This is a genomic window from Streptomyces botrytidirepellens (genome assembly GCF_003721215.1).
GTDB lineage: Bacteria > Actinomycetota > Actinomycetes > Streptomycetales > Streptomycetaceae > Streptomyces > Streptomyces himastatinicus.
The window spans coordinates 1-18,613 of sequence record NZ_RIBZ01000326.1; the positions used below are offsets into that span (position 1 = coordinate 1).

Genomic DNA, 18,613 nt, shown 5'->3' on the forward strand with positions numbered 1-18,613 from the left:
CTCGTTCTTCGCCGCCTGGTCGGGTAGGACCGCCGCATTGCTGCGGCGGTCCTACCCGACCAGAGTGCGAAGCAAGAATGCGGTCTGGATGACTACCAGGTCCGCCGCTATCCCGGCTGGCACCGCCACATGACACTGGCCATGGCGGCCCACACCTGCCTGACCGTCCGCGGGCCCGACAGCTGGAAAAGGACAAAGCAGAATCGGATCCTCCCAGCTCATCCACCTCAGCCTCGCTGAAATCCGACGCCTGATCACCCGCCTCACCGGCCGCCAGCCAGCCCCGATCCAGCACACCCTGCAATGGTCAACCTGGCGCCGACGACGCCGATATCAGGCCCGCCTGAGTCACTACAGACGACGCGGAGCCGAGTATGGGTGGGGTTTCATCTTGTCCGTTGTCCACCGCTGGCATGGGTCGAGGGCCGTCCGGAGTGGAAGGCCCCGACCCTCTTTGAAAACAGTTCTGGCAGCCAGGTCCCGACGCGGTCTTGGCATCGTGCGGGTGCGCCCGTCGCGATGCGCGGGTGTCCGCTGCGGCACCCCTGGTTGCCATGCAGCGGCTTGCCCCAACGGCGCTGGGGGTCTGCCAAGCCCCTCCCTGGCACCCGGCCTGGGGAACGGCTGGGCAGGGCGGTCAGGAGAAGGCTGGCACCAGGGGCGCTTCCGTTTTGGCGCGGACCTCCTCTTCGCTCACGTCCTCGGCGAGTTCGCGGAGGAGCAGGCCGTGTTCGGTGACGAACACTCCTGTCGGTCGCATCCCCGGCACCGAGGCTGCGACGGCCCTCTGGTGCTACTCCTCGCCCGCGATCACAGTGGCGGACTCCGGCGCCTGGCTGACACCTGCCAGGCCTGTGCCACCGTCACTCGGCAGCGGTCCCCGAGCCTTATCGCACCCCCGCTACCAGCGGTCCTGGTTCCTCCGGGCTTCTTCCCGGAAGCGGCATGAGCCGAGAAAACGTCGAGTACCACCTCTGGGGGGCTGACGAGCTGCACATTCTCTTCTGACCAGGGCCCTGCCCTCCCCCAATGGCCGTCCGCATCTTCGGACGTGGCCTGCTACGACACGAGCCGGAGAAGAAGGAAGAGCACCAGCAGGGCCCCCAGGGCAGCTGCGGCGATCTGCCAGGTTCGCTGCTGCGAGGGCAGAACCAGTACCTGAGGGGAGGTGTCCGTGGGGAAGACGTAGTAGACCCGGTGCGGGTGCTGGGGCACCTCGACGCGAGCCAGCCGCAGGTGCTTGAAGGTGGCCTCCCGCCCGATCTCGCCTTCGTGGGGCGCGAGATACGGCTGTGCGAGGTTTCGGAATTCGTCAGCCAGGTTCTCGGGGAGGGTGTCTTTATGCGTCAGGCGTAGCGCGTGCCACTTGCCGCTCTCGCGTGCCAGCTCCCGGGCCGGGTATGGCACGCCTGCTTTGGGATGCTTGACCGGCTCGATCATCGGCTTCCGGCTGATCGTGGCCTCGGTCCACGTGACGGTTCTGCCGGTGCCTTTACAGCTTTGGTGCGGCACGGTTCCGGCCCGGTCGCAGTCGGGGCAGTCACGTATACCTCGCCCCTCGCACGTTGTGCAGGTGGTGCGGCCACGGCCGCGGCAGGTGGGGCAGGCGGCATCCAGTGCCCCGCACCTTCGGCAGACTTCGCGTTCCCCGACCGGCTGCTGGCCGTCGGGAGCGTTACGGATCCTGTCGCCAGTACCCTCACAGCGTAGGCAGGAGTCGATACCCCGGCAGTCGGCGCAGGTTGTCGATGCCTCGCAGGGCAGATCTCCCCGGCCCTGGCAGCGCGGGCATGGCTTCTTCCCGTTGCTGCAGTCGTCGCAGGACCGTTCGGTTACTGAACCACGCTGGACCAGTGTCACTTTCTGCGTCTTGGTGAGGTTCTTCGGCGGGGCGAGGCGGTAGCGGGAGAGGGTGTCGTACTCCGGCCGGTCCGACAGGTCGATGGAGCCGTAGTGCAGCCGCTCATCCTGCGTACGGGTCTCGATGCACCGCACGATCTGGCCCTCCAGGAGCGGATGCCAGGTGACTTTCGCAGTGTCCGGCAGTCCCAGCTTCATACCGTCACCGCGCTCTTCGAGGCGTCGCCGTACCGCTTCCAGGACGTCCTTGTCGTTCAGCACGCTGCTCCCCTGCCCTCGGGCTCCGGCGTCCCCTTTCTCCGGCTGCGTTCAGCGCCGGAGGTGGATCCCATACCGGGACAGTAGCGAACCAGCCGCCTGGTTGCGGGGCATTCCCCGCAGTCCCCCCAATGGCTTGCGTCACCGCCCGGGCCGGAGCAGCCTTTCTGCGCTGAGGTGATGTCCGCCGGCACAGGCCTCGCCACGGCGGGGCCGCGAGGTGCCAGTCCCGGTCGACGCCATCGAGTGGAGAGGCTGCGCGTGAGCTCGCCGTGAACACAAGGCCGAGAAGCACCATTGCGCCCGCCATTGCGGCCAGCACCGTCTGGCGTACCGCGTTCAGCGCGTCTGCCCGCTCTTTCCCGTGGAGTGCGCGGACTGCGTCCCCGGCTACCAGCCACGACAGCGGCCCCAGCACGATGAGGATGGCCCCGAGGGCTACCGCCACGCCGGCGGCGCTCCCGATACGGACACGATTACGGCGCACCCGGTTCCCAAGGATGCTTCTGACACGTTGCCTGTCCATCATGGCCAGCTATTCCACCGTATTGAGACGGAGGCTCATCACAGCTCTCCCGTCGAGCGGCAAGCCACCAGTCCGTGTCAGCCGCTGCTGGCTTCCTGGAGCAGACGCGGTTGATCTGCCTCCACCCATTCCAGAAGGTCGGTGGAGCGGTTCAGCAGCTCTTGCGCCTGGCGGCGCAGTCCTGGGGCGATCCGCTGCTGTTCGGCCATGACCACATAGGTGCGTCGCAGGGCTTGGCGGAGTTCGTCGACAGCCCGCCGTTCGTCCTGAGGGTCGGTGAGCGGTGCGCGCAGACGTGCACGTGCGAGTTCGAGTGCTTTCAGGGCGGGTAGGACCGCGGGGCTGTCGAGGCTTTCAGGGGCCGCGCCTGTCTGTGGTGAAGCGGGAGACGAGGGCGGGCGAGACAGCGGCTCGTGAGGGGCGCGGCAGCTGCAGGCGCGGAGAGTGTGCAGCTGCCGGGGCTTGACGGTGAGGGGGTGGTGGCAGGCGATGCAGCTCACCCGAAGGTATCGGTGGTCAATGCCGTCCCAGGGCAAGACGGTGTATCCGGCGGCTTGCACGCTCGCGAGCATGCCAGGGCTGAGGAGTACCACTCCGGCATTGTCGGCGTGGTCGGGCGGGGTGCCGCTTCGTGTGGGCGTTGGGTCTGGCGGCTCCTCTGCTTCGATCTGCCAGACACGGTGCCAGGCATCTATCCAGGGCTGGCGGTCGTGTTCCTCGACGCCACATGCCTGCAGGAACGCCGCGAACTGAACGGGGCACTTGGGAACGGCCTGCTTGGTGACGATGCGGTGCACGGTGCTGTGGGGCAGGCGGCCGTGCTGTCCGGCCTCGGATGCCTCCATCTCACGCAGCGTCGGCGCGCCAGCCTTCTCGTAGAGCTCGATCATGCCAGCGCTGAGGTCGGCGGCATCCCGCACGAGCTCGGGGCGGGGCGCGGCCCGGCTGATGCGGCGGCCTCGGGCGGCGCGGCGTGCTTCGTAGCGGGCTTCCCGCCACAGTTGCAGGGCGTGGTCGGCACGAGCGCTGCAAGCGGTGGCGTAGGCGGTCACTACGGCTTGGGAGGGAACGTGGTGACCGGTGGCGGCGCGGCGCAGGTTGGAGGGGTGGTATCCGGCTCGCTCGGCCAGGGTGGGGTAGCTCAGGCCGGAGGCCGCTTTAGCTGCGCGCAGCCACAGGGCGAGGGCGGCCAAGGCCTGGTTGGCTGTGCTGATCGGTGCTTCGCTGCATCCCATCGTGGCCTCCTCACGCAGGAGAGACAGCAGAGAGGGCGGAGCGGGCCATCCGGAGCGGGGCGAGGCTCCATGCCCGGAGCACTATGACCGACAGCGCACCGGCCTCAGCCAGCACTTGCAGTACCTGGCCCGGCGGGGTGCCCTGCACGGTGAGGGCGGCAGCAAGGATGAGGATCACGATGATGACGACGGCCTCGCCGGCGCCTATGCGCGGAGGGGTCGCGGGGTGCGGGACGGTGGAACGGGGGTCGCGGCGTTCGGTTCGTGAAGGGGTGTGCATCGTCTCTCCTGACAGGGGTGACCCGGTATGGCAGGCGGGTCGGCTACTGGCTCCAATTTGTCTGGTCACACGAGCAGTTGGCGCTCCTCGCGGGGATGAACATGGTGTCACTTGTTCGCATGCTTCCTGTCCCCTCCGGGCTTTTCACGCGCTGTTGTCCCAGTGTCTGGCACTCGGTCAGGCTCGCGGCTATCCACGGGCGATCATGTGCGGGACTTGCGGGGTGCTCGCGGCCTGGGTATTCGTCACTGTGCCCGGGAAGGTCTGCCTCGGTCACCGTTGCTGGAGCGAGGGTGTGGGTGCACGGTTGTCCCAATGCGCGTTGCAGGTTTCATGGGCGGGTGCGACGCTCACGACGAGCACCGGATCTTCCGGGCAACCCCCTGACTGCTACTGGCTCCAATCCTTATCACTCAGGGACATCGCATGATCGTGTTGGCGCACGGGCATGCCCAGGCCAGCGTCGCTGCGGCGGCGTTGGCCTCATGGCTTTGCACACTTACCACCGGTGGTCGCAACCCGCCGGGCTCTCAGCGAGCCAGGGTCATGGCGTCTTCGACGACCTTCGGCCATGCATCCTGGCACTCCGGAAGCCTCGTGCCATCGGCCTCACTGCGTCGCGGTGGCGCAAGGCCAGTCCCCGTAGCCCTACAGGTCAGGGGTGCAACACTGTGCTGTTGCAGCGGCTGGCAGGCCGGGCGGTCGGCAGCTATGCATCCGGGCGCTCACGCGACCATCGTGCCGCGGGACGGCTGGCCGAGCCGGTGCGCACAGTGCCCACAGTGCGACGCGGCAACGCGCGCCGAACTGGAGCAGGAGGAAGAGGAGTAGCCCCGGCCGCGCCGTGGTCCCGGTCACTGGCTATGGCCGGGACCGCCGCTGAGTGCCCGTCGGACCGTCGGGCGCAGCGTGGCCAGCCGCGCCGAGCGGTCGCAAGCGGGGCGAGCAGCGGCTCGGTCTGGCTGGTCAGGCCCCGATGCCGCAGCCCCGGGCCTCGGCTCAACGTACGAGATGGCTTGAAGGCAGCCATCCAGGGCTGCGGGCGCCCGTCCTTGTCAGTGCACGTCGCTACGGTCCTCGCGAGTGTCCATCGCGAAAGGGGAGGGCCCGTGGACAAGAAGCCACGCCGTTACTACAGCAACGCCACGATCGCCGCGCTCATGACTTTGGCGCGCGGCGGATGCTACTGGCCGGACTGCAACGTCCCCACCGTCCGCATGATCAACGGCGCGCCCAAGCTCAACCTCGAGATCGCTCACATCCGGGCCTTCGAAGAGGGCGGCAAGCGATTCGATCCGACCTGGTCGGTGAAGGAGCGCAACAGCTTCGACAACCTCATCCTGCTGTGCAACCCCCACCACGAGGAAGTCGACGGCCCCGACAGCGCCCAGTACCCGGTGGAGGTGCTGCTGGGCTGGAAGCACGCCCGCGAGGCCGATGGCGTCGACGCGCTGGCGGGCCTGGGGGAGCTCACCAAATCCGAGCTCGGCGAGATGATCGCCACCGCCCAGAACGAAGTCGTCGACCGCATCGGACCCGCGCTGGACGAGTTCGCCAAGACCGCCCCGGAACTCGCCTCTCTGCTCAAGGTCGTCGTCAAGGAGCTGGCCGACCCGAGGGTTCACGGCTTCGGGATCTCCGAGGACGGCATCACCATGCTGCACAGCTCAGCGCGCACCTTCGCCAACCTGGAGGACAGCGCCAACCTGCTGGCCAACGCCGCTGACACCCTCAAGAACCTGGAGGACAGCGCCACCGTACTGGCCGGTGCCGCCCACTCCCTCAGGACTCTGCCGGACAGTGCTGACGTACTCGCCGACGCTGCCGACACGCTCGTGAACCTCCCGGACAACGCCTTCGCCCTCAAGCAAGCCGCGAACAAGGCCCTGAAGGCCGCCGAATCCCTGGAGAACCTCCCGGACAACGCGAATCTCCTTTCAGGAGCCGCGGAGGAAGCCCTCAGGGCCGCCAACGCACTGAACCACACGCGCTACTGAGCACTGGCATCGCAGTCCGAACTCGGCGCCGTCGTACAGCACCATCGATCTAGCATCGGTCGGCATGGGCAAGAACACGCCGAAGGATCATCACCTGGTGCCCCGGCTGTGGCTGAGGGAATTCGCCGAGGACGGCCACCTGATTGGGCGATGGCGCAGCGGTGCGGAGCACCGGACCCCGGTCAGGGCGGCAGCCAAGAAGAAGCACTTCAACACCGATCGGGTGGCTGAGGGCGGGCAGCGGGCTGCCGTCGAGACGTTCCTGGCTCGCGAAGTGGATGACCGTGCGGCTCCCGTGCTGCGGGCGATCCGGCGTGGCCAGTGGCCTCTGGCCGAGGCGGAGCGCAGGGTGCTGGTGGACACGTTGGCATGGCAGCTGGTGCGCACGCAGGCGTTCCGGTCCTGGGACGAGCAGGTGGGGACGCACCTGCTCCCCCTGTTCTGGGCTGCGGAGGCGGTTGGGCGGTGGCAGGCACGGCTGGGCCGCGAGCTCGAGCCGTGGGAGCGGGTGGAGGTGTTCTGGATCGCCTACCACCAAGCGCCTGATGTGACGGGGACTGGTGATCCTCGGTCGCCGCTGCGGGCGGCCCTCCGGGCGTTCCAGCACGCCCAGGCCGCGCTCAACGCCCCGGGCCGGGAGCTGGTACTGCTTCGGGCCAACGTGCCGTTGCTGGTCTTGTCCGACAGCGGCGTGACGGTGCGCCGCAAGGACGGCACCTACAGCATCACGCCTCCGCTGCTTCCCGCCACCGCCCAGCTCCTTGCCCCTGTCTCCCCCACCCACCTTCTGATCTCCACCCCGCCCACCACCCGGTACCAGCACGGCCGATTGACCCGCCGGATAGCGGCCAAAGCCAACCGAGGCGCAGCCGCCTGGTGTCAGGAAGCCGTCTACCGCCTCCCTTCCATGCCGTGGCCCCCACACCTCCACCTGGCCGAGGCTCCGCCTCAGATCCCCGCGCCCCGCCTCACTGTCACCCCCAGCGACGGCCCCGCGACTTCCACCGCAACCGAGCATCTCCACGTCCGGCACCCCGGGCTACGCGCCCTTCTGGAACAGCTCAGCACCGACGCCGACTGAATCCAGGACCCCGGCAGGAGGCCCAGCGGTTGTGCGGACGGACCAGCTCGATCACCGTGACCGGGCCGTCGCCGGGGCCGCTGCGCAGCGCCGTGGCCTGGTCGGGTGTCAGCGGCCGCCAGCGTCCCGGCAGGGGCATGACGGCGTCCTCGTCGAGGTCGCCCTCGCCGAAGCTGACGTCGATGTCGGTGATCTCGCAGCGCTCGATCAGCGCGTCGGGGTCGGTGAAGGCGATGCGGATGGCCACGATTCCCCCTCGCGGAGAATGTCAGTCGTCGGGAAGGCTCAGTTCCAGGTCGCCGACCAGGGCGCGGCCCAGCTGCATCGTCTGGGCCGGCTCGATGACGGCGTGCTTGAGCGAGGTCAGGCCGCGGATCGCGGACAGGTCGTTGCCGCGCAGGTCCAGGCCGCGGGCGACGCCAGCACACGTCCAGCACGAACGAGCCCGTCTCCGGCACGGACTGTGCCGGAGACGGGCTGCGTGTGTCGGGGGTTGCGCCGTGCGACCTGCGGTTGTGCCGGTGTGTGCCGGACGCTGTGCCGGACGGCTCACCGCGCCGGTGGCGCCGAGGGCATCACTGTCCGTTCCGGAGGAACTCTGCGAGTTCCGGACCTACCTTGCGAGTGATCTTGCGAAGTTCAGACGTACCTTGCGAGTGAGGCGGCCGACCATCAACCCACGGATTTCGCAAGGTAGGTCCGAACCCTCCGCCAGAGCAATCGACGCTGCGGCGCAGGCCATGCAGCCAGATCGGCGGCAGAGCCGCCCCGCGCACCACCACCCGGAACTGGCGGCTAACCAGATCCACGTGGATCCCGGCGCCGTCAGCAGTGGTGAACATCAGACCGAGGTCGTACCACGCCTCGCCAGGCGGCGTCCCGGGCAGTGTTCTGACGGGCGCGGTGGGTGCGGGCGTCATGCCACCTCTATCGAGCCCGTGGTGGATCAATCCGGCGGAGGGGCACCGCAAGCGCTGCCCCTGCTGAACCGAACGTCTCGGATATCAGACGCCTCTCAGTTCCCGCCTCCCAGGTATCGCCTCGAACTAGCTTCGCCGCTGGAAGATCTGGACGAGCCGATCGAGGACCTGACGTGCATCGGCCCGACGCCGAGGGTCCGGGTGGGCAGCCGCGATGAGCGAGACAGCCAAGACGAGGATGGAGTAGCCGACAGCAATCGCCACTACTTGGGTGCTGGCCACTGGCATGATCATTACTGACTCCTTGAATAGAGGCCGCCCAGGTTGGCCCGATCGCACGGCAGAGCAACCTGATACCAGACGGACAGGCGTGGAGAGTCAGGACCATCCACCCCTAGAGCGCCACAAGATCTGCGCCGCCTCGAAACAGACCCCGTAGGACGACCCGACCTCCGAGAGCTCCCGATGTCTCCAATCAAACCGTGTTCAAGCGTGCTGAACCACGGCAGAATAGATGCACGCAGGATGCATCCACGCTGCTGATCGGGGGCTGACCTCGACCTTCGCGGTCTTGGCAGATCTCAGAGCGTAGAGGAGGACACGCATGGCGAGCAGGAGACTCCGCCTCATCGACCGGCGCAAGGCGATCGGACACACGCAGGAGTCGCTAGCTGAGGCGATGGGAACCGACCGTACAACCGTCGGGCGATGGGAGAGCGGCCAGGCCACCCCCCAACCTTGGATGCGTCCGAAGCTGGCCAGAGTTCTCAACCTCAATGTCGATCAACTCACCGAAGTGCTCGACCTCACGGAAGCATCCGCGCTCGTCCGCACCGGAGCAGTACCAACCCAGCTTCACCACACACAGCAGTCCAACACTCACCCAGACATGGCCACTGCTATTGCGGCGGACTCAGCAGAATCGGCCCTGTTCATCCGCATTGCCAGCAGCATTAACGTCGATGATATTCTGCTTGAGCAATTAGAAGCCGACATCAGCCGTCTCGCCCTGGAATACGTCACCAAGCCGGCGCCCTATCTGGTCCACGAAGTCAGCTCCCTGCGACGAAGCATCTTCGATCTACTCCAGGGCCGCCAAGCTCCGCACCAGACCGCACGGCTCTACCTCGCGGCGGGCTACCTGAGCGGGCTCGTCACTCACATTGCCCTTGACCTCGGCCAGTATCCCGCCGCCGCTACGAACGCCCGTGCCTCTTGGCTCTGCGCCGAGAATGCTGGTCACAATGGCCTCCGCGCCTGGGTCCGGTCTATCCAGTCACTCATCGCATACTGGCAATGCGACTACGCAAAGGCTGCTAAACTTGCTCAATCCGGTATGCTTTATAACGATGGCGGCACCATAAGTCCACGCCTTTTAAGCCTCCAAGCACGTGCCTACGCTGCCATGGGAGACCGGATCGGAGCTCTCCAAGCCATCGAGTCCGCAGCTAACATCCGTGCCGACATATCAGATGTGGATCTACCGGGAGTATTTGTATTCCCCGAAGCCAAGCAATGGACCTACGTCGGAACTGCCCTGCTGGCTCTCAACGACTCTCGCCGGGCAGCAACTGCCATAACTGCGTCTCAGCAGGCAATAGCCCTCTATAGTGCGGCGCCCGATGCCGACCAGTCATCCGGAGATCTACTCGCCGCACATCTCGACCTCGTGAATGGATACCTTGCGAGTCGGGACATAGACTGCGCAGAGGAAGCGCTAACCGTTGTCATACAGGCTCCTCCTGAGCACCTAACCGCTAGCATCACCAAGCGGCTTAGCGCTCTAGACCAACGTCTCTCGTCCTCTCCTTATGCGAGTCCGTCCGCCTTGCTGAGCCTCCGCGAACAAGTTCGACATATCTGTTCTCGTTCTCGCACCTCGCTGCCATTTCGGAGTCAAGTGCATGACTAGTAACACCAGGCAACAGGATTTGGCTGTTACCGACACGGCTCGCCTAGCCACAAGCGCCTATGCTGACGACCAGCACCTCGCCGCACGACAGTCAATCTATTTGTGGCAGAAACCCAGATACGACCTACCCGGCATAATCGTCGAGCACCTAGCCAAGACCAACGGAACGATCCTCGATGTCGGCTGCGGAAATGGAAAGTTCATTACCAGAATTCGCCAGGATCGACCCGATATCAAGGTTATCGGGTTAGATATCTCTATCGGTATCATCACGAGTGTTTCGCACCCCGTTGCGGTGGCCGACGCCCAAGCACTTCCCGTTGCAGACGCGTCGGTTGATGCCGTTCTGGCTATGCATATGCTGTATCACGTCCCAGACATTCCGGCCGCAATCAAAGAGGCAGCTCGCGTACTTAGACCCGGTGGCCTGGTCATTGCCTCCACAAACAGCGAAAACGACAAACACGAGCTTGACCAGCTCTGGAGCGCAGCTGCCGCCGAAGTCCTCGGCACCCTCGAAGGACCGTCTCGAATTTCACTTAGCTCCCGCTTCTCCCTAGAGAAAGCACCGGAACTATTTAGAAATGAATTGGTGAATATTCGCGTTCTCAAACTTCCGGGTGTAATTGAGCTAACCGATGTCGCCCCTGCCGTCGCCCACTTCGCGTCTTATGAGGCCTGGGCGGATCAACTAGGAACACCATTCGCGACTACACTCCAGAGAGCCTCGGAGCTGGCAGCCGCGGAGATCACAGAGCACGGATCCCTCCGGATTACCTGCCTTGGAGGAATTATCATCGCCCAAAAGGCGAACACAGACATGGGGCTAAATGTCACTGATTGAGCGAGCAACACAGCTGCTAGATCAAGCTCTCCGCATTGAAACCTCGTGGCATTGGCCGCATTTGCTTCAGCCCAACATCAGGGATGAGCTCGCAACGATGCTAACCGAAGCGATCGGCAATCGAAATGGAAATGCTGCCCAACTTACTTGCTCCCTAATAGGGAATCTTGATTCGAGGTACAGGAGTAGCGTCGATCAAAGTTCGATTCAAGCAATATATTCAATCAGGACTCCAATAGAGTTTAGCTTGCCACCAGGGTATCCAAGTCGCCGTCTTCCCGGCCCAGCTGAGACTCTAATTGAGACTGCTCGAAGAGCTAGGGATTTGGATAGAATCAGATCATTGCTCGAACCGCATACCGTCGGCGCCATTCTGGGTGGTTCGATGGCCTTCACTCCCTATTATGGTGTTCGAGGATCCACATTCATCGGGGCAGCTTCAGATATCGACCTGCTTATTGCGATACCCAATGCTAGCGCACTTCCACGAGCATTGAAGGCCCTTGCGCCCTTTGAGGCACTAGATCAGCTCCCCTCAAATATACAGAGCCGCTGCGATTATTTCAGCAACGAGTCGACAAGGCACCCGGTCGTGTTTTCGCAGAAGATCGGCGCATGGACTCAAGCAAGGGATCCGGATTTTGAAGCGGATTGCATTCGCGGATACAACGTAAGCCTGAATTTCATCGAATACGACAATCTGGCACCACTCCTCCTTCCGCCAACGCTAGCTGATGGCGAATTAAGAGTCCCCTACTACAGGGACCGCCCCGGTCAAGATCGAAAGTATAAACGCGAAGATCTCGCCGTTTCTTTTTCGGGCGAAGTGCTGGCCGAAGAGCGTATTTATCGCACGGTAACGGGAGGTTTCGTTGAGAGCTCACTAATATGGAAAACGGCATATGGTCGCCTATATATCGGACGCCTGTGGAATACCATACTCCCTACCGCAACTGTAGCCTGGGGCGAAGCTAGCATGAATCCCCTTATGTACCTTTTTCTTGAGTCCATTAAGTTGCGCCTAGAGGCAGAGCGGAAAATGCGGCCACATGAATATCAAGCACTCAGGCTTTCCCACAGCAGAAGTGGGGATTTTGCGCCATCCATAGCGGCAATAGTGTGATCGGGCTGCCAACTGCGTTCACCTGGATCGCAGGACACGATTCGCCGCCGACACGCTAACCATCGATCGGGCGGTAGTGATGGCTTGGGACGGCACGTACGGCACGCACAACCCACTCGCGGTAGTGGTCGAGGGCGACACTGGGCTGGGTGTCCGTTCCGGGGGGACTCTGCGAGTTCCGGACCTACCCTGCGAGTGAAGCGGCCGACCATTACGTGGTGACATATGCTGCGCAGAGCGCCCGCACTCCGCGCAGCGCGACCCAGGGATTTCGCAAGGTAAGTCCGAACAGACTGGGGCGCCTCTGTTCAACTTCAAATCGCGAGTCGCTGGTCAGCTCGGCGGCCAGTCGCAGAGTTCGAGCGGAAGGGACAATCACCCCGCCGGGTCGTGGATGGCTCCAGCGCTGCGGTGCTGGAGCGGGACGACCGTGCCGCTCGGGGATGCCAGCTCCTCGCGCAGCAGGGTGTTGTCGTGGTGCAGGACGGCGATCGCGGTCACGGCGGCGTCCAGACGGCGCTGGAGGGCGGTGTTCTCGCCCTTGGCCTCGGCCAGTTTGCGCCGCAGTTCGCGGATCTCCTCGTCCCGCTTGGCCTCTCCCGGGGTGGCGCTGCCGGTGTTCTGCCAGGTGGGCGTCCCATTCGGCCAGGATGGTGCGGGCGCGGTTCATCGTGGCCCTGCTGATCCCGGCTTCGGCCCACAGGTTCTGCTTGGTCAGGCGTCCGTCGGTGCGCGCCGGCTTGCCCGCGAACAGCCGGGCCATCGCCGACCGCAGCGCCTGGGCGGTCTCGGCGGTGACGCCGTCCTCGGTCAGAGTGCGGTCGGCGATGCTCGTCATGTCTCCTCCGTGCGGACGTGGGCCAGGACCGCGTCGACGCGGTCGATCTCGCGCTGGATCAGCTCTTTGCGGGGCTTCGGCATCCGGGGCGTCTCCAGCAGCGCTCGTACGCCGTTGGACGGGCCGGTGACATCGATCCAGGACGCCCGCCCGCAGTCCCTGGGATGGTGAGGAGCCGGGGGCTGCGGCGTGTCGGTGGTCACCAACGCCACCTTGGCCAATGCTTGGGGGCGGCCCCCCAATCTGGTTCCGCGTGCCAGCCTGGTGGGCGTTGGAACCCCAGGCGCGCACGGCGGGCAGCGCTGCTGGCCCGGCTGGAGAAGCTGACCTGGGAAGGGCTCCTCACCCTGCGCCGCTCCTACAACAAGGCATGGCCGGCCGGCCGCGAAGACCCAGCCTCGAGACGCCGATGAACTGCCCCTTCAGCCTGCCTGGCTCCCCACCGGCATGCCATCGCAGGTGTGCACTGACATCACCAGACTTCGGATCCGCTGCGTCTAGCGTCCCACGGCAGAGCAAACCACATGCCCTTTCCCTACTATCACTACGACATTGCCCTGCGGGAGTATCTGCTCCTGCACACGTGGCAGCATGCTCTGACAGCACACGCAGGAGATTGGCACACGCCGCGAGCTTCGCCCCGTCGGCCGTGGCACCCGGAAAGGGATGTAAACACATGTCGAAAACCACTGCTCCACCCACCCAGTTGACCTCGCAGTACAGCACGAAGGTGGCGGATGACCTCGAGCTCAACCGTAAGGAACAGGAACGAATCAGCGGTGAAATCGAAGCGCTGAAGGCACAGTTGGTTGCTCTGGAGCAGGACCACACCGTCCTGGTGAACGTCCAGCAGGCCCTCGGGGCGTCGGCAGCACCCGCTGTATCCGAGTCCACTACAGCAGCGCGCGCACCCCGCAAGAAGAAGACTGCCGCATCGAAGCCCGACAAGCAGCCCCGGGCAAAGAAGCCCGCCACCCCGGCCCCCAAGCAGTCCCGCAAAAAGAACGCGCCCGAGGCATCCTCCATTCCATCAGCCCAGCCCACCCTCGTCGACTTGGTCCGCGAGCACCTGACAGGCCAGGATGAGCCGCGCTCCGCAGCCGACATCACCTCCGCGCTCGACAAGCAGCACCCCGAGCGCAACGTCAAGACCACCGTCGTGCGCACCACGCTCGAAAACCTCGTGGCCAAGAACCAGGCCCAGCGCACCAAGCAGGGCGCGTCCGTCTTCTACACCGCCCCGGAGGCCGCCGGAGCTGCCGCACAGAGCGAGTCGGCAGAGCAGCAGGCTGCGGGCTCTGACCGCTGAATCGCGGTGACGGTGTCGTCGCCGATCTCGAGTAGGCCATCCGCCTTACGGTCGGGGCCGACGGTTCTCGGGCCATGCCTTATGAGCAGTGGCCCGGCCGCTGAACAACGGCACCCGCACCCGCACCGACGTGGTGTCGTCCGGTGGGCTCCCAAAGGGCTGACCGCCGGGCGGCATCACGTCGGCGCAGATAGACGGGGATCGTTGCATGCGCGCTGAATGTTCAGAGCTGCCTCGGTCACGACCCGGAGCGTAGGAGAAGTATGCGCGGCTTTGTGGCCCCAGCATGTCTCAGGGGAGTTCGCTTCACAGCAGTTCGCTGTGCCTCTGTGGTCAACGGCTGGCACCGCCAGCAGCGGCGCCAGCGGTCCTCAATCTGTGCAGCACCTCTCCCCCGCCCCGCCCGGCCGGCGGTGTCGGCGACGGCGGAAAGCTGGGGGCGTTCCAGGACTGGCTTCAGATCGCTCTGCCTGGCCCCAGCCACCCCTTGAGCGGCAGCGTACAAGCAGCGCAACGATGTCGAGCGGCGCATGTGCTCGTCGGACGTACGTCTGCGTGCGCCTCCACGATGATCAGTAGTAGAACTCGAGGTAGTCGATCTCTTTGAGAGTCACCTCTTCGAGCGCAGCTGGGGATCCTTTGTGGCGGAAGTAGCAGGCTGCCAGTGCATCTCCGAGGATGTGGTTGAGTTCCTCCTCTGCCGCTCCTGTGTGCCGGGCGGTGAAGAGGTGTTCGGGGTAGGGCTCTCGAAGGCTGAGGGTGAGGAAGCGCAGGCGGGGATCGTCGGTTGTTCCGGCCGCGGAGGTGAAGCCGAACCAGGCGCGGAAGGAGACGGTGATCAGTCCGCCGTTTTCCAGGATGGTGCGGTGCGCCTGGCGCCGGATGCGTGGCTGCCACAGTCGAACGGTTTCCCTTTCGAGGGCCGGGTACAGGGGGTCATCCGCGGGCGGGCGGTGACCGGTGAGGACCTGGTGCAGGAGGGCTTCGTGGATTCCGAGGCGGGAGGCGAGGGTCGGGAGGCTGCTGTCTTCTGGTTGGAGGAGGAAGCGCAGGCGGGCTTTGGCGGAACGTGGGGCCGGACGTGTCCAGTGGCGGGAGTCGGCACGGTCGAGAGCTTCTCCTACCGTGTTGGCGTAGAGGGTGATCGACATGTGGGTTGATGCTTTCAGTGAACGTGGGTGGTTGGTCGGCCTCCCGGACCGGCTTGGGAGGATCGGGGCATGCTGATGGATGGTGTTCCAGGGCCGTTGCCCCGGCGGCCCGCGCTGATCGCCCAGGAGACGACTGCTTCGTTTCTTTGGCGGTTGGCCGATATGAATGGGATGGCATGGGCGGAGCTGGTGCGCCATGTGGGCGGGCCGCGGGGTCTGGAGGAGACCGATCCCCGGTTGCAGGAGGTGTGGCTGGGTCCTGTGGCGCGGGAACGTCTTGCCCGGGTGAGTGGAAGGCCGCTGGAGCAGTTGGAGAAGGCGTTGCCGACTCTGGCGCAGGCTCGTATTACGGCGAAGGCTCGGCGCCAGGTACGGGTGGAGGCGTGGCCTGAGGAGCGCTTGCCGGTGCAGGCGTGTGCGCTGTGTGTGGCGGGGCGTGCTGAGCGTCCGGTGTGGCGGGTGGGTTCGGATGCGTGGGCGGTGTGTACGCGTCATGGCCGGTGGACGGGGGATGCGCAGGGGCGTTTTCAGGTGAGTGTGGCGCAGGTGCCTGAGGTGGTGGAGGCGCAGGTGCGCAGGGTGCGTCTGGAGCGTAAGACGGGGTTGTATGCGCGGGCGTTGATGGCGGATGCCCTGCAGGTGGCGGTGTATTGGTGGCAGTGTCGGCAGATGGGGTCGCGTGGGGTGTGGGCTGGGCGGCAGGAGGCGCTGGGGGTGACACGTGCTGCGTTGTGGGCGGTGCCGATGGTGGTGTATCCGGAGGCGGTGGTGGTTGCGGAGGCGATGGCGGTGCGGGAGCGGCAGCGGGCGCTGGGCAGGAGTTTCGCGGGTGGTCCGGCGGGGTGGACGACGGGCCGGTGGGTGGAGTGGGTTGGTGAGCGGCTGGGGATGCGGGAGGAGATGGCGGAGGGCGGGCACCGGGCGTTGGAGGCGTGGTTGGTGGCGCACCGGAATACGGTGCCGGTGGTGGAGCGGCTGGCGCGGTCGGCGCCGGCGGCGGGGTATCGCAGTGCGCCGTTGCGGATGATGGAGCCGCATGGTGAGGTGCCTCGTTTCGGGCCGCTGGAGCAGGTGACGTGCCTGCCGTGGCGGCTGGGATCGCCGATGACGAGTGTGACCCGGCGGGCGGTGTCCCGCCCGCCGGGTCAGGGGGTCAGGTGGTGATGTCCTTGACGTAGCGGGCGGGATTGGCACCGTCGTCGAGGATTTGCTGGTACCAGTCGATGGTGCGGGTGCCTTCTTCTTTGACCCAGCCGGGGGTGACGCCCAGGCGGAAGGCTCCGGAGACACCCGTGCCGCTGTCTCCGTGGGGGACGACGTCCAGTGCGGTGGGTTCGTGGGCGGGGTAGATGACGCAGTCGGAGAGAACGGCCAGCGGGTAGCGGCCGGTCAGTTGGGCTGTCTTACGCATCTTGCGGTGCGTGTTGACCCGGGTGCGGGAGATGATGACGGCGCGCAGGTCGGGACGCCAGGTGGGGGTGTTCAGAGCGGGCCAGGGTGTGTAGGGAGCGCGGCGGGGATCGCGGGGCCCTGCCCTGAGTTTGCCGATGCCGCCCTTGCTGGTGGCTTTGATCGCGGCCAGCAGTGCACGTACGGCGGGGTCGGCGGTGTGGAGATTGCGCATGGCGGTGAGGAAGGCGGTCGGGGACATATCGGGGGTGATGCCGAGGTCTTCCATGGTGGCGAGATAGGCATCACGGAGGTGCTTGTACCACGGGTCGAAGTAGCGGCTGGAGTCGTGTCGCAGGTACGCCTCCAGGGGCTCGATGTCGGCGCCGAGTTCGGCGGCGTAGGCGAGGGTGGGGGTTGCGTACCAGGCGGGTCCGGTGGGCGGCTGGCCGCTGGGAGTGAAGGGTGAGGGCAGTCTCGGGTCGTGGTCGACGTGGCTGAGGTCGCAGTACCAGGAACCGGGGACTTTGGGGTCGAAGACAGGCCGGGTGGTGTGCTCGGGCGGTGCGTTCATGCCGACGACGGCGCTGGAGGCTGCGGCGGCGAAGGCGAAGTTGATGTCGATGCCGACGACGTAGGGGTAGGTGAGTTCTTCGTCGGGGGTCAGGGGCCGCTGCCAGTCCCAGGCTTCTTCGTCCAGGGCATCGAGTGGGTCGCGTCCTTGGGCGAGGGGGTGCTCGTCATGGGCTTCGGGCGGGGCCGGGTCAAGGGGCTGCCACAGGCCTGCGGGATTTTTCTCGCCGTGCCAGGTGCCGTCGGCACTGCGGGCGGGGCGGGTGGGGGGACGCAGGGCAGTCATGAGCTGCTGTCCACACACAGCGGTGGATCCGCACGGGGTCAGAACACGGTCGGCGTAGGTGCCCAGCCAGCGGGCGAGAGCACTGGGGGTGAGATCACCAGGGGTGTTCCAGCCGCCATCGGACAGCGCGCCCCAGGGCAGGATCGCCATCTGGATGCAGCGGCGGCGCTTGGGCTCGGGTTTTTGGTAGATGCGGGCCCATGAGCCGAAGCCGCTGCGGGAAAGGTTCCATCCATCGCGGGCGAGGTCGGCGATGACCGGGTGGTCGTCAGGCAGGCGCAGGCGTGCGCGGTCGTCCAGCTTCAGGGGCAGGCCGAGGTAGTCGGCGGCGGAGGAGGTCAGGACGACGAGCGGGTCAGCGGGGCGGTCGTAGGTGGACAGCTTCGGCTGGCCGAGGCCGGCCTGCAAGGCCCAGTGCAGGAGGTCGACAAGGGTGTCAGCCGGGCACTCGTGTGTGGTGCCGTCGGCGAGGTGAGCGGTGAGGGCGCCGGTGTGGGCGAGGACAGCCAGCGGGCCTGCAGGGAACTCTTTACCGGACGCCGCGGGACTTGCGGTGTGTGGCTTGGGCGCACGGGCTGGCGGGGCGCTCGGGGTCGGCGCCGGAGCTGGTGAGGCGGCGGGTGGTGTCGGCGTGGCGTTGGTGTGGTCGTGGGGGGAGGGTGCTGCGGAGGTGTTGCCGGTTGTGTGGCGGGCTCGTTCCTGTGCGAGCAGGCCGTCCAGGAGCCGGGCGTAGGCGGCGCGCTGGGCGGCTGGCGGTTCGGTGAGTCCTGCTTCCCATGCCTCGACCAGGTCGGGGGTGGTCTGCAGGGCTGTGGCCACCTGCTGCGGTGACAGACCGGCGGCCTGCCTCAGTCGCTGGCGTTCGGCCGCGTCCGGCAGGCGGGCCGCGGCCTGGGCCAGGAGAGCGTCGACGCCTGCGAACAGTTCGGCGGTGTGTTCGTCTTCCACCCGCTCGAATCTGCCACGGCCGTGGGTAGCCCGTGTGGCCGGGGTGCCGCGTTCGAGCGCTTTGGCTCATTTCGCGGGGCCGG

General features: G+C 65.9%; 16 protein-coding genes and 1 pseudogene. 8 read left to right on the forward strand and 9 right to left on the reverse strand.

Annotated elements, in window-relative coordinates; genetic code table 11:
- Nucleotides 1-60: 60 nt before the first annotated feature.
- Nucleotides 61-254: pseudogene (locus EEJ42_RS29080) on the forward strand (IS701 family transposase); the annotation flags it as partial.
- Nucleotides 255-637: 383 nt separating this feature from the next.
- Here EEJ42_RS29080 and EEJ42_RS53945 read toward each other — a convergent pair.
- The 4 genes from EEJ42_RS53945 to EEJ42_RS29100 form a co-directional block, all read right to left on the reverse strand.
- Nucleotides 638-760: a hypothetical protein gene (locus tag EEJ42_RS53945; RefSeq protein ID WP_281291525.1), complete on the reverse strand. Its 123-nt coding sequence runs from the start codon at nucleotides 758-760 to the stop codon at nucleotides 638-640.
- A gap of 299 nt (nucleotides 761-1,059) precedes the next feature.
- Nucleotides 1,060-2,121, reverse strand: coding sequence for a hypothetical protein (locus EEJ42_RS53220; protein ID WP_246097464.1), 1,062 nt, complete (start codon nucleotides 2,119-2,121; stop codon nucleotides 1,060-1,062).
- Between the two features lie 600 nt (nucleotides 2,122-2,721).
- On the reverse strand, nucleotides 2,722-3,879 hold the full coding sequence (locus EEJ42_RS29095) for a helix-turn-helix domain-containing protein (protein ID WP_123104562.1): 1,158 nt from the start codon (nucleotides 3,877-3,879) through the stop codon (nucleotides 2,722-2,724).
- 10 nt (nucleotides 3,880-3,889) lie between these two features.
- Entirely contained in the window at nucleotides 3,890-4,159 is a 270-nt protein-coding gene (locus EEJ42_RS29100; protein ID WP_123104564.1) for a hypothetical protein, read from the reverse strand.
- A 1,109-nt stretch (nucleotides 4,160-5,268) separates the two neighbouring features.
- Here EEJ42_RS29100 and EEJ42_RS29105 point away from each other — a divergent pair.
- Both EEJ42_RS29105 and EEJ42_RS29110 read left to right on the forward strand, forming a co-directional pair.
- Nucleotides 5,269-6,156 (forward strand): HNH endonuclease signature motif containing protein, encoded by an 888-nt coding sequence (locus EEJ42_RS29105; RefSeq protein WP_123104566.1) that lies wholly within the window; start codon nucleotides 5,269-5,271, stop codon nucleotides 6,154-6,156.
- 64 nt (nucleotides 6,157-6,220) lie between these two features.
- Nucleotides 6,221-7,237 (forward strand): DUF4238 domain-containing protein, encoded by a 1,017-nt coding sequence (locus tag EEJ42_RS29110; RefSeq protein ID WP_123104568.1) that lies wholly within the window; start codon nucleotides 6,221-6,223, stop codon nucleotides 7,235-7,237.
- Here the strand turns inward: EEJ42_RS29110 and EEJ42_RS29115 are convergent.
- Nucleotides 7,218-7,484 carry a hypothetical protein gene (locus tag EEJ42_RS29115; RefSeq protein WP_123104570.1) on the reverse strand — a complete coding sequence of 89 codons (267 nt, stop codon included), beginning with the start codon at nucleotides 7,482-7,484 and terminating at the stop codon, nucleotides 7,218-7,220. The genes EEJ42_RS29110 and EEJ42_RS29115 overlap by 20 nt on opposite strands.
- 1,277 nt (nucleotides 7,485-8,761) lie before the next feature.
- On the opposite strand from EEJ42_RS29115, the gene EEJ42_RS29120 reads away from it, so the two are divergent.
- From EEJ42_RS29120 to EEJ42_RS50350, 3 genes are all read left to right on the forward strand, one after another.
- Nucleotides 8,762-10,069 carry a helix-turn-helix domain-containing protein gene (locus EEJ42_RS29120; RefSeq protein WP_123104572.1) on the forward strand — a complete coding sequence of 436 codons (1,308 nt, stop codon included), beginning with the start codon at nucleotides 8,762-8,764 and terminating at the stop codon, nucleotides 10,067-10,069.
- A complete protein-coding gene (locus EEJ42_RS29125) occupies nucleotides 10,062-10,913 on the forward strand; it encodes a class I SAM-dependent methyltransferase (protein ID WP_123104574.1) in 852 nt (283 codons plus the stop codon). Before EEJ42_RS29120 ends, EEJ42_RS29125 begins: the two co-directional genes overlap by 8 nt.
- A 343-nt stretch (nucleotides 10,914-11,256) precedes the next feature.
- The gene (locus tag EEJ42_RS50350) at nucleotides 11,257-12,036 is read left to right on the forward strand and encodes a hypothetical protein (RefSeq protein ID WP_148082044.1); all 780 of its coding nucleotides are present in this window, start codon (nucleotides 11,257-11,259) and stop codon (nucleotides 12,034-12,036) included.
- A gap of 375 nt (nucleotides 12,037-12,411) precedes the next feature.
- Here the strand turns inward: EEJ42_RS50350 and EEJ42_RS53950 are convergent, their stop codons facing one another.
- Both EEJ42_RS53950 and EEJ42_RS29135 read right to left on the reverse strand, forming a co-directional pair.
- Entirely contained in the window at nucleotides 12,412-12,537 is a 126-nt protein-coding gene (locus tag EEJ42_RS53950; RefSeq protein ID WP_281291524.1) for a hypothetical protein, read from the reverse strand.
- Between the two features lie 333 nt (nucleotides 12,538-12,870).
- Complete coding sequence (locus tag EEJ42_RS29135) at nucleotides 12,871-13,077, reverse strand: hypothetical protein (RefSeq protein WP_123104578.1); 207 nt, start codon at nucleotides 13,075-13,077, stop codon at nucleotides 12,871-12,873.
- A 473-nt stretch (nucleotides 13,078-13,550) separates the two neighbouring features.
- On the opposite strand from EEJ42_RS29135, the gene EEJ42_RS29140 reads away from it, so the two are divergent.
- Complete coding sequence (locus tag EEJ42_RS29140; protein ID WP_123104580.1) at nucleotides 13,551-14,183, forward strand: hypothetical protein; 633 nt, start codon at nucleotides 13,551-13,553, stop codon at nucleotides 14,181-14,183.
- A 572-nt stretch (nucleotides 14,184-14,755) separates the two neighbouring features.
- Here EEJ42_RS29140 and tpg read toward each other — a convergent pair.
- Nucleotides 14,756-15,334: a telomere-protecting terminal protein Tpg gene (tpg, locus tag EEJ42_RS29145; RefSeq protein ID WP_123104582.1), complete on the reverse strand. Its 579-nt coding sequence runs from the start codon at nucleotides 15,332-15,334 to the stop codon at nucleotides 14,756-14,758.
- A 69-nt stretch (nucleotides 15,335-15,403) separates the two neighbouring features.
- On the opposite strand from tpg, the gene EEJ42_RS53955 reads away from it, so the two are divergent.
- Nucleotides 15,404-16,498, forward strand: coding sequence for a TniQ family protein (locus tag EEJ42_RS53955; RefSeq protein ID WP_123104584.1), 1,095 nt, complete (start codon nucleotides 15,404-15,406; stop codon nucleotides 16,496-16,498).
- Here EEJ42_RS53955 and tap read toward each other — a convergent pair.
- Complete coding sequence (gene tap, locus EEJ42_RS29155) at nucleotides 16,488-18,530, reverse strand: telomere-associated protein Tap (RefSeq protein WP_123104586.1); 2,043 nt, start codon at nucleotides 18,528-18,530, stop codon at nucleotides 16,488-16,490. The genes EEJ42_RS53955 and tap overlap by 11 nt on opposite strands.
- Nucleotides 18,531-18,613 lie beyond the last annotated feature (83 nt).

What these genes read in the sequence shown, in the direction of transcription:
- EEJ42_RS53955 (WP_123104584.1), top strand. Translation starts at nt 15,404, where the DNA reads ATGCTGATGGATGGTGTTCCAGGGCCGTTGCCCCGGCGGCCCGCGCTG.
- EEJ42_RS29120 (WP_123104572.1), top strand. Translation starts at nt 8,762, where the DNA reads ATGGCGAGCAGGAGACTCCGCCTCATCGACCGGCGCAAGGCGATCGGA.
- EEJ42_RS29125 (WP_123104574.1), top strand. Translation starts at nt 10,062, where the DNA reads ATGACTAGTAACACCAGGCAACAGGATTTGGCTGTTACCGACACGGCT.
- EEJ42_RS29100 (WP_123104564.1), bottom strand. Translation starts at nt 4,159, where the DNA reads ATGCACACCCCTTCACGAACCGAACGCCGCGACCCCCGTTCCACCGTC.
- EEJ42_RS29095 (WP_123104562.1), bottom strand. Translation starts at nt 3,879, where the DNA reads ATGGGATGCAGCGAAGCACCGATCAGCACAGCCAACCAGGCCTTGGCC.
- EEJ42_RS29140 (WP_123104580.1), top strand. Translation starts at nt 13,551, where the DNA reads ATGTCGAAAACCACTGCTCCACCCACCCAGTTGACCTCGCAGTACAGC.
- tpg (WP_123104582.1), bottom strand. Translation starts at nt 15,334, where the DNA reads ATGTCGATCACCCTCTACGCCAACACGGTAGGAGAAGCTCTCGACCGT.
- EEJ42_RS29110 (WP_123104568.1), top strand. Translation starts at nt 6,221, where the DNA reads ATGGGCAAGAACACGCCGAAGGATCATCACCTGGTGCCCCGGCTGTGG.
- EEJ42_RS53945 (WP_281291525.1), bottom strand. Translation starts at nt 760, where the DNA reads ATGCGACCGACAGGAGTGTTCGTCACCGAACACGGCCTGCTCCTCCGC.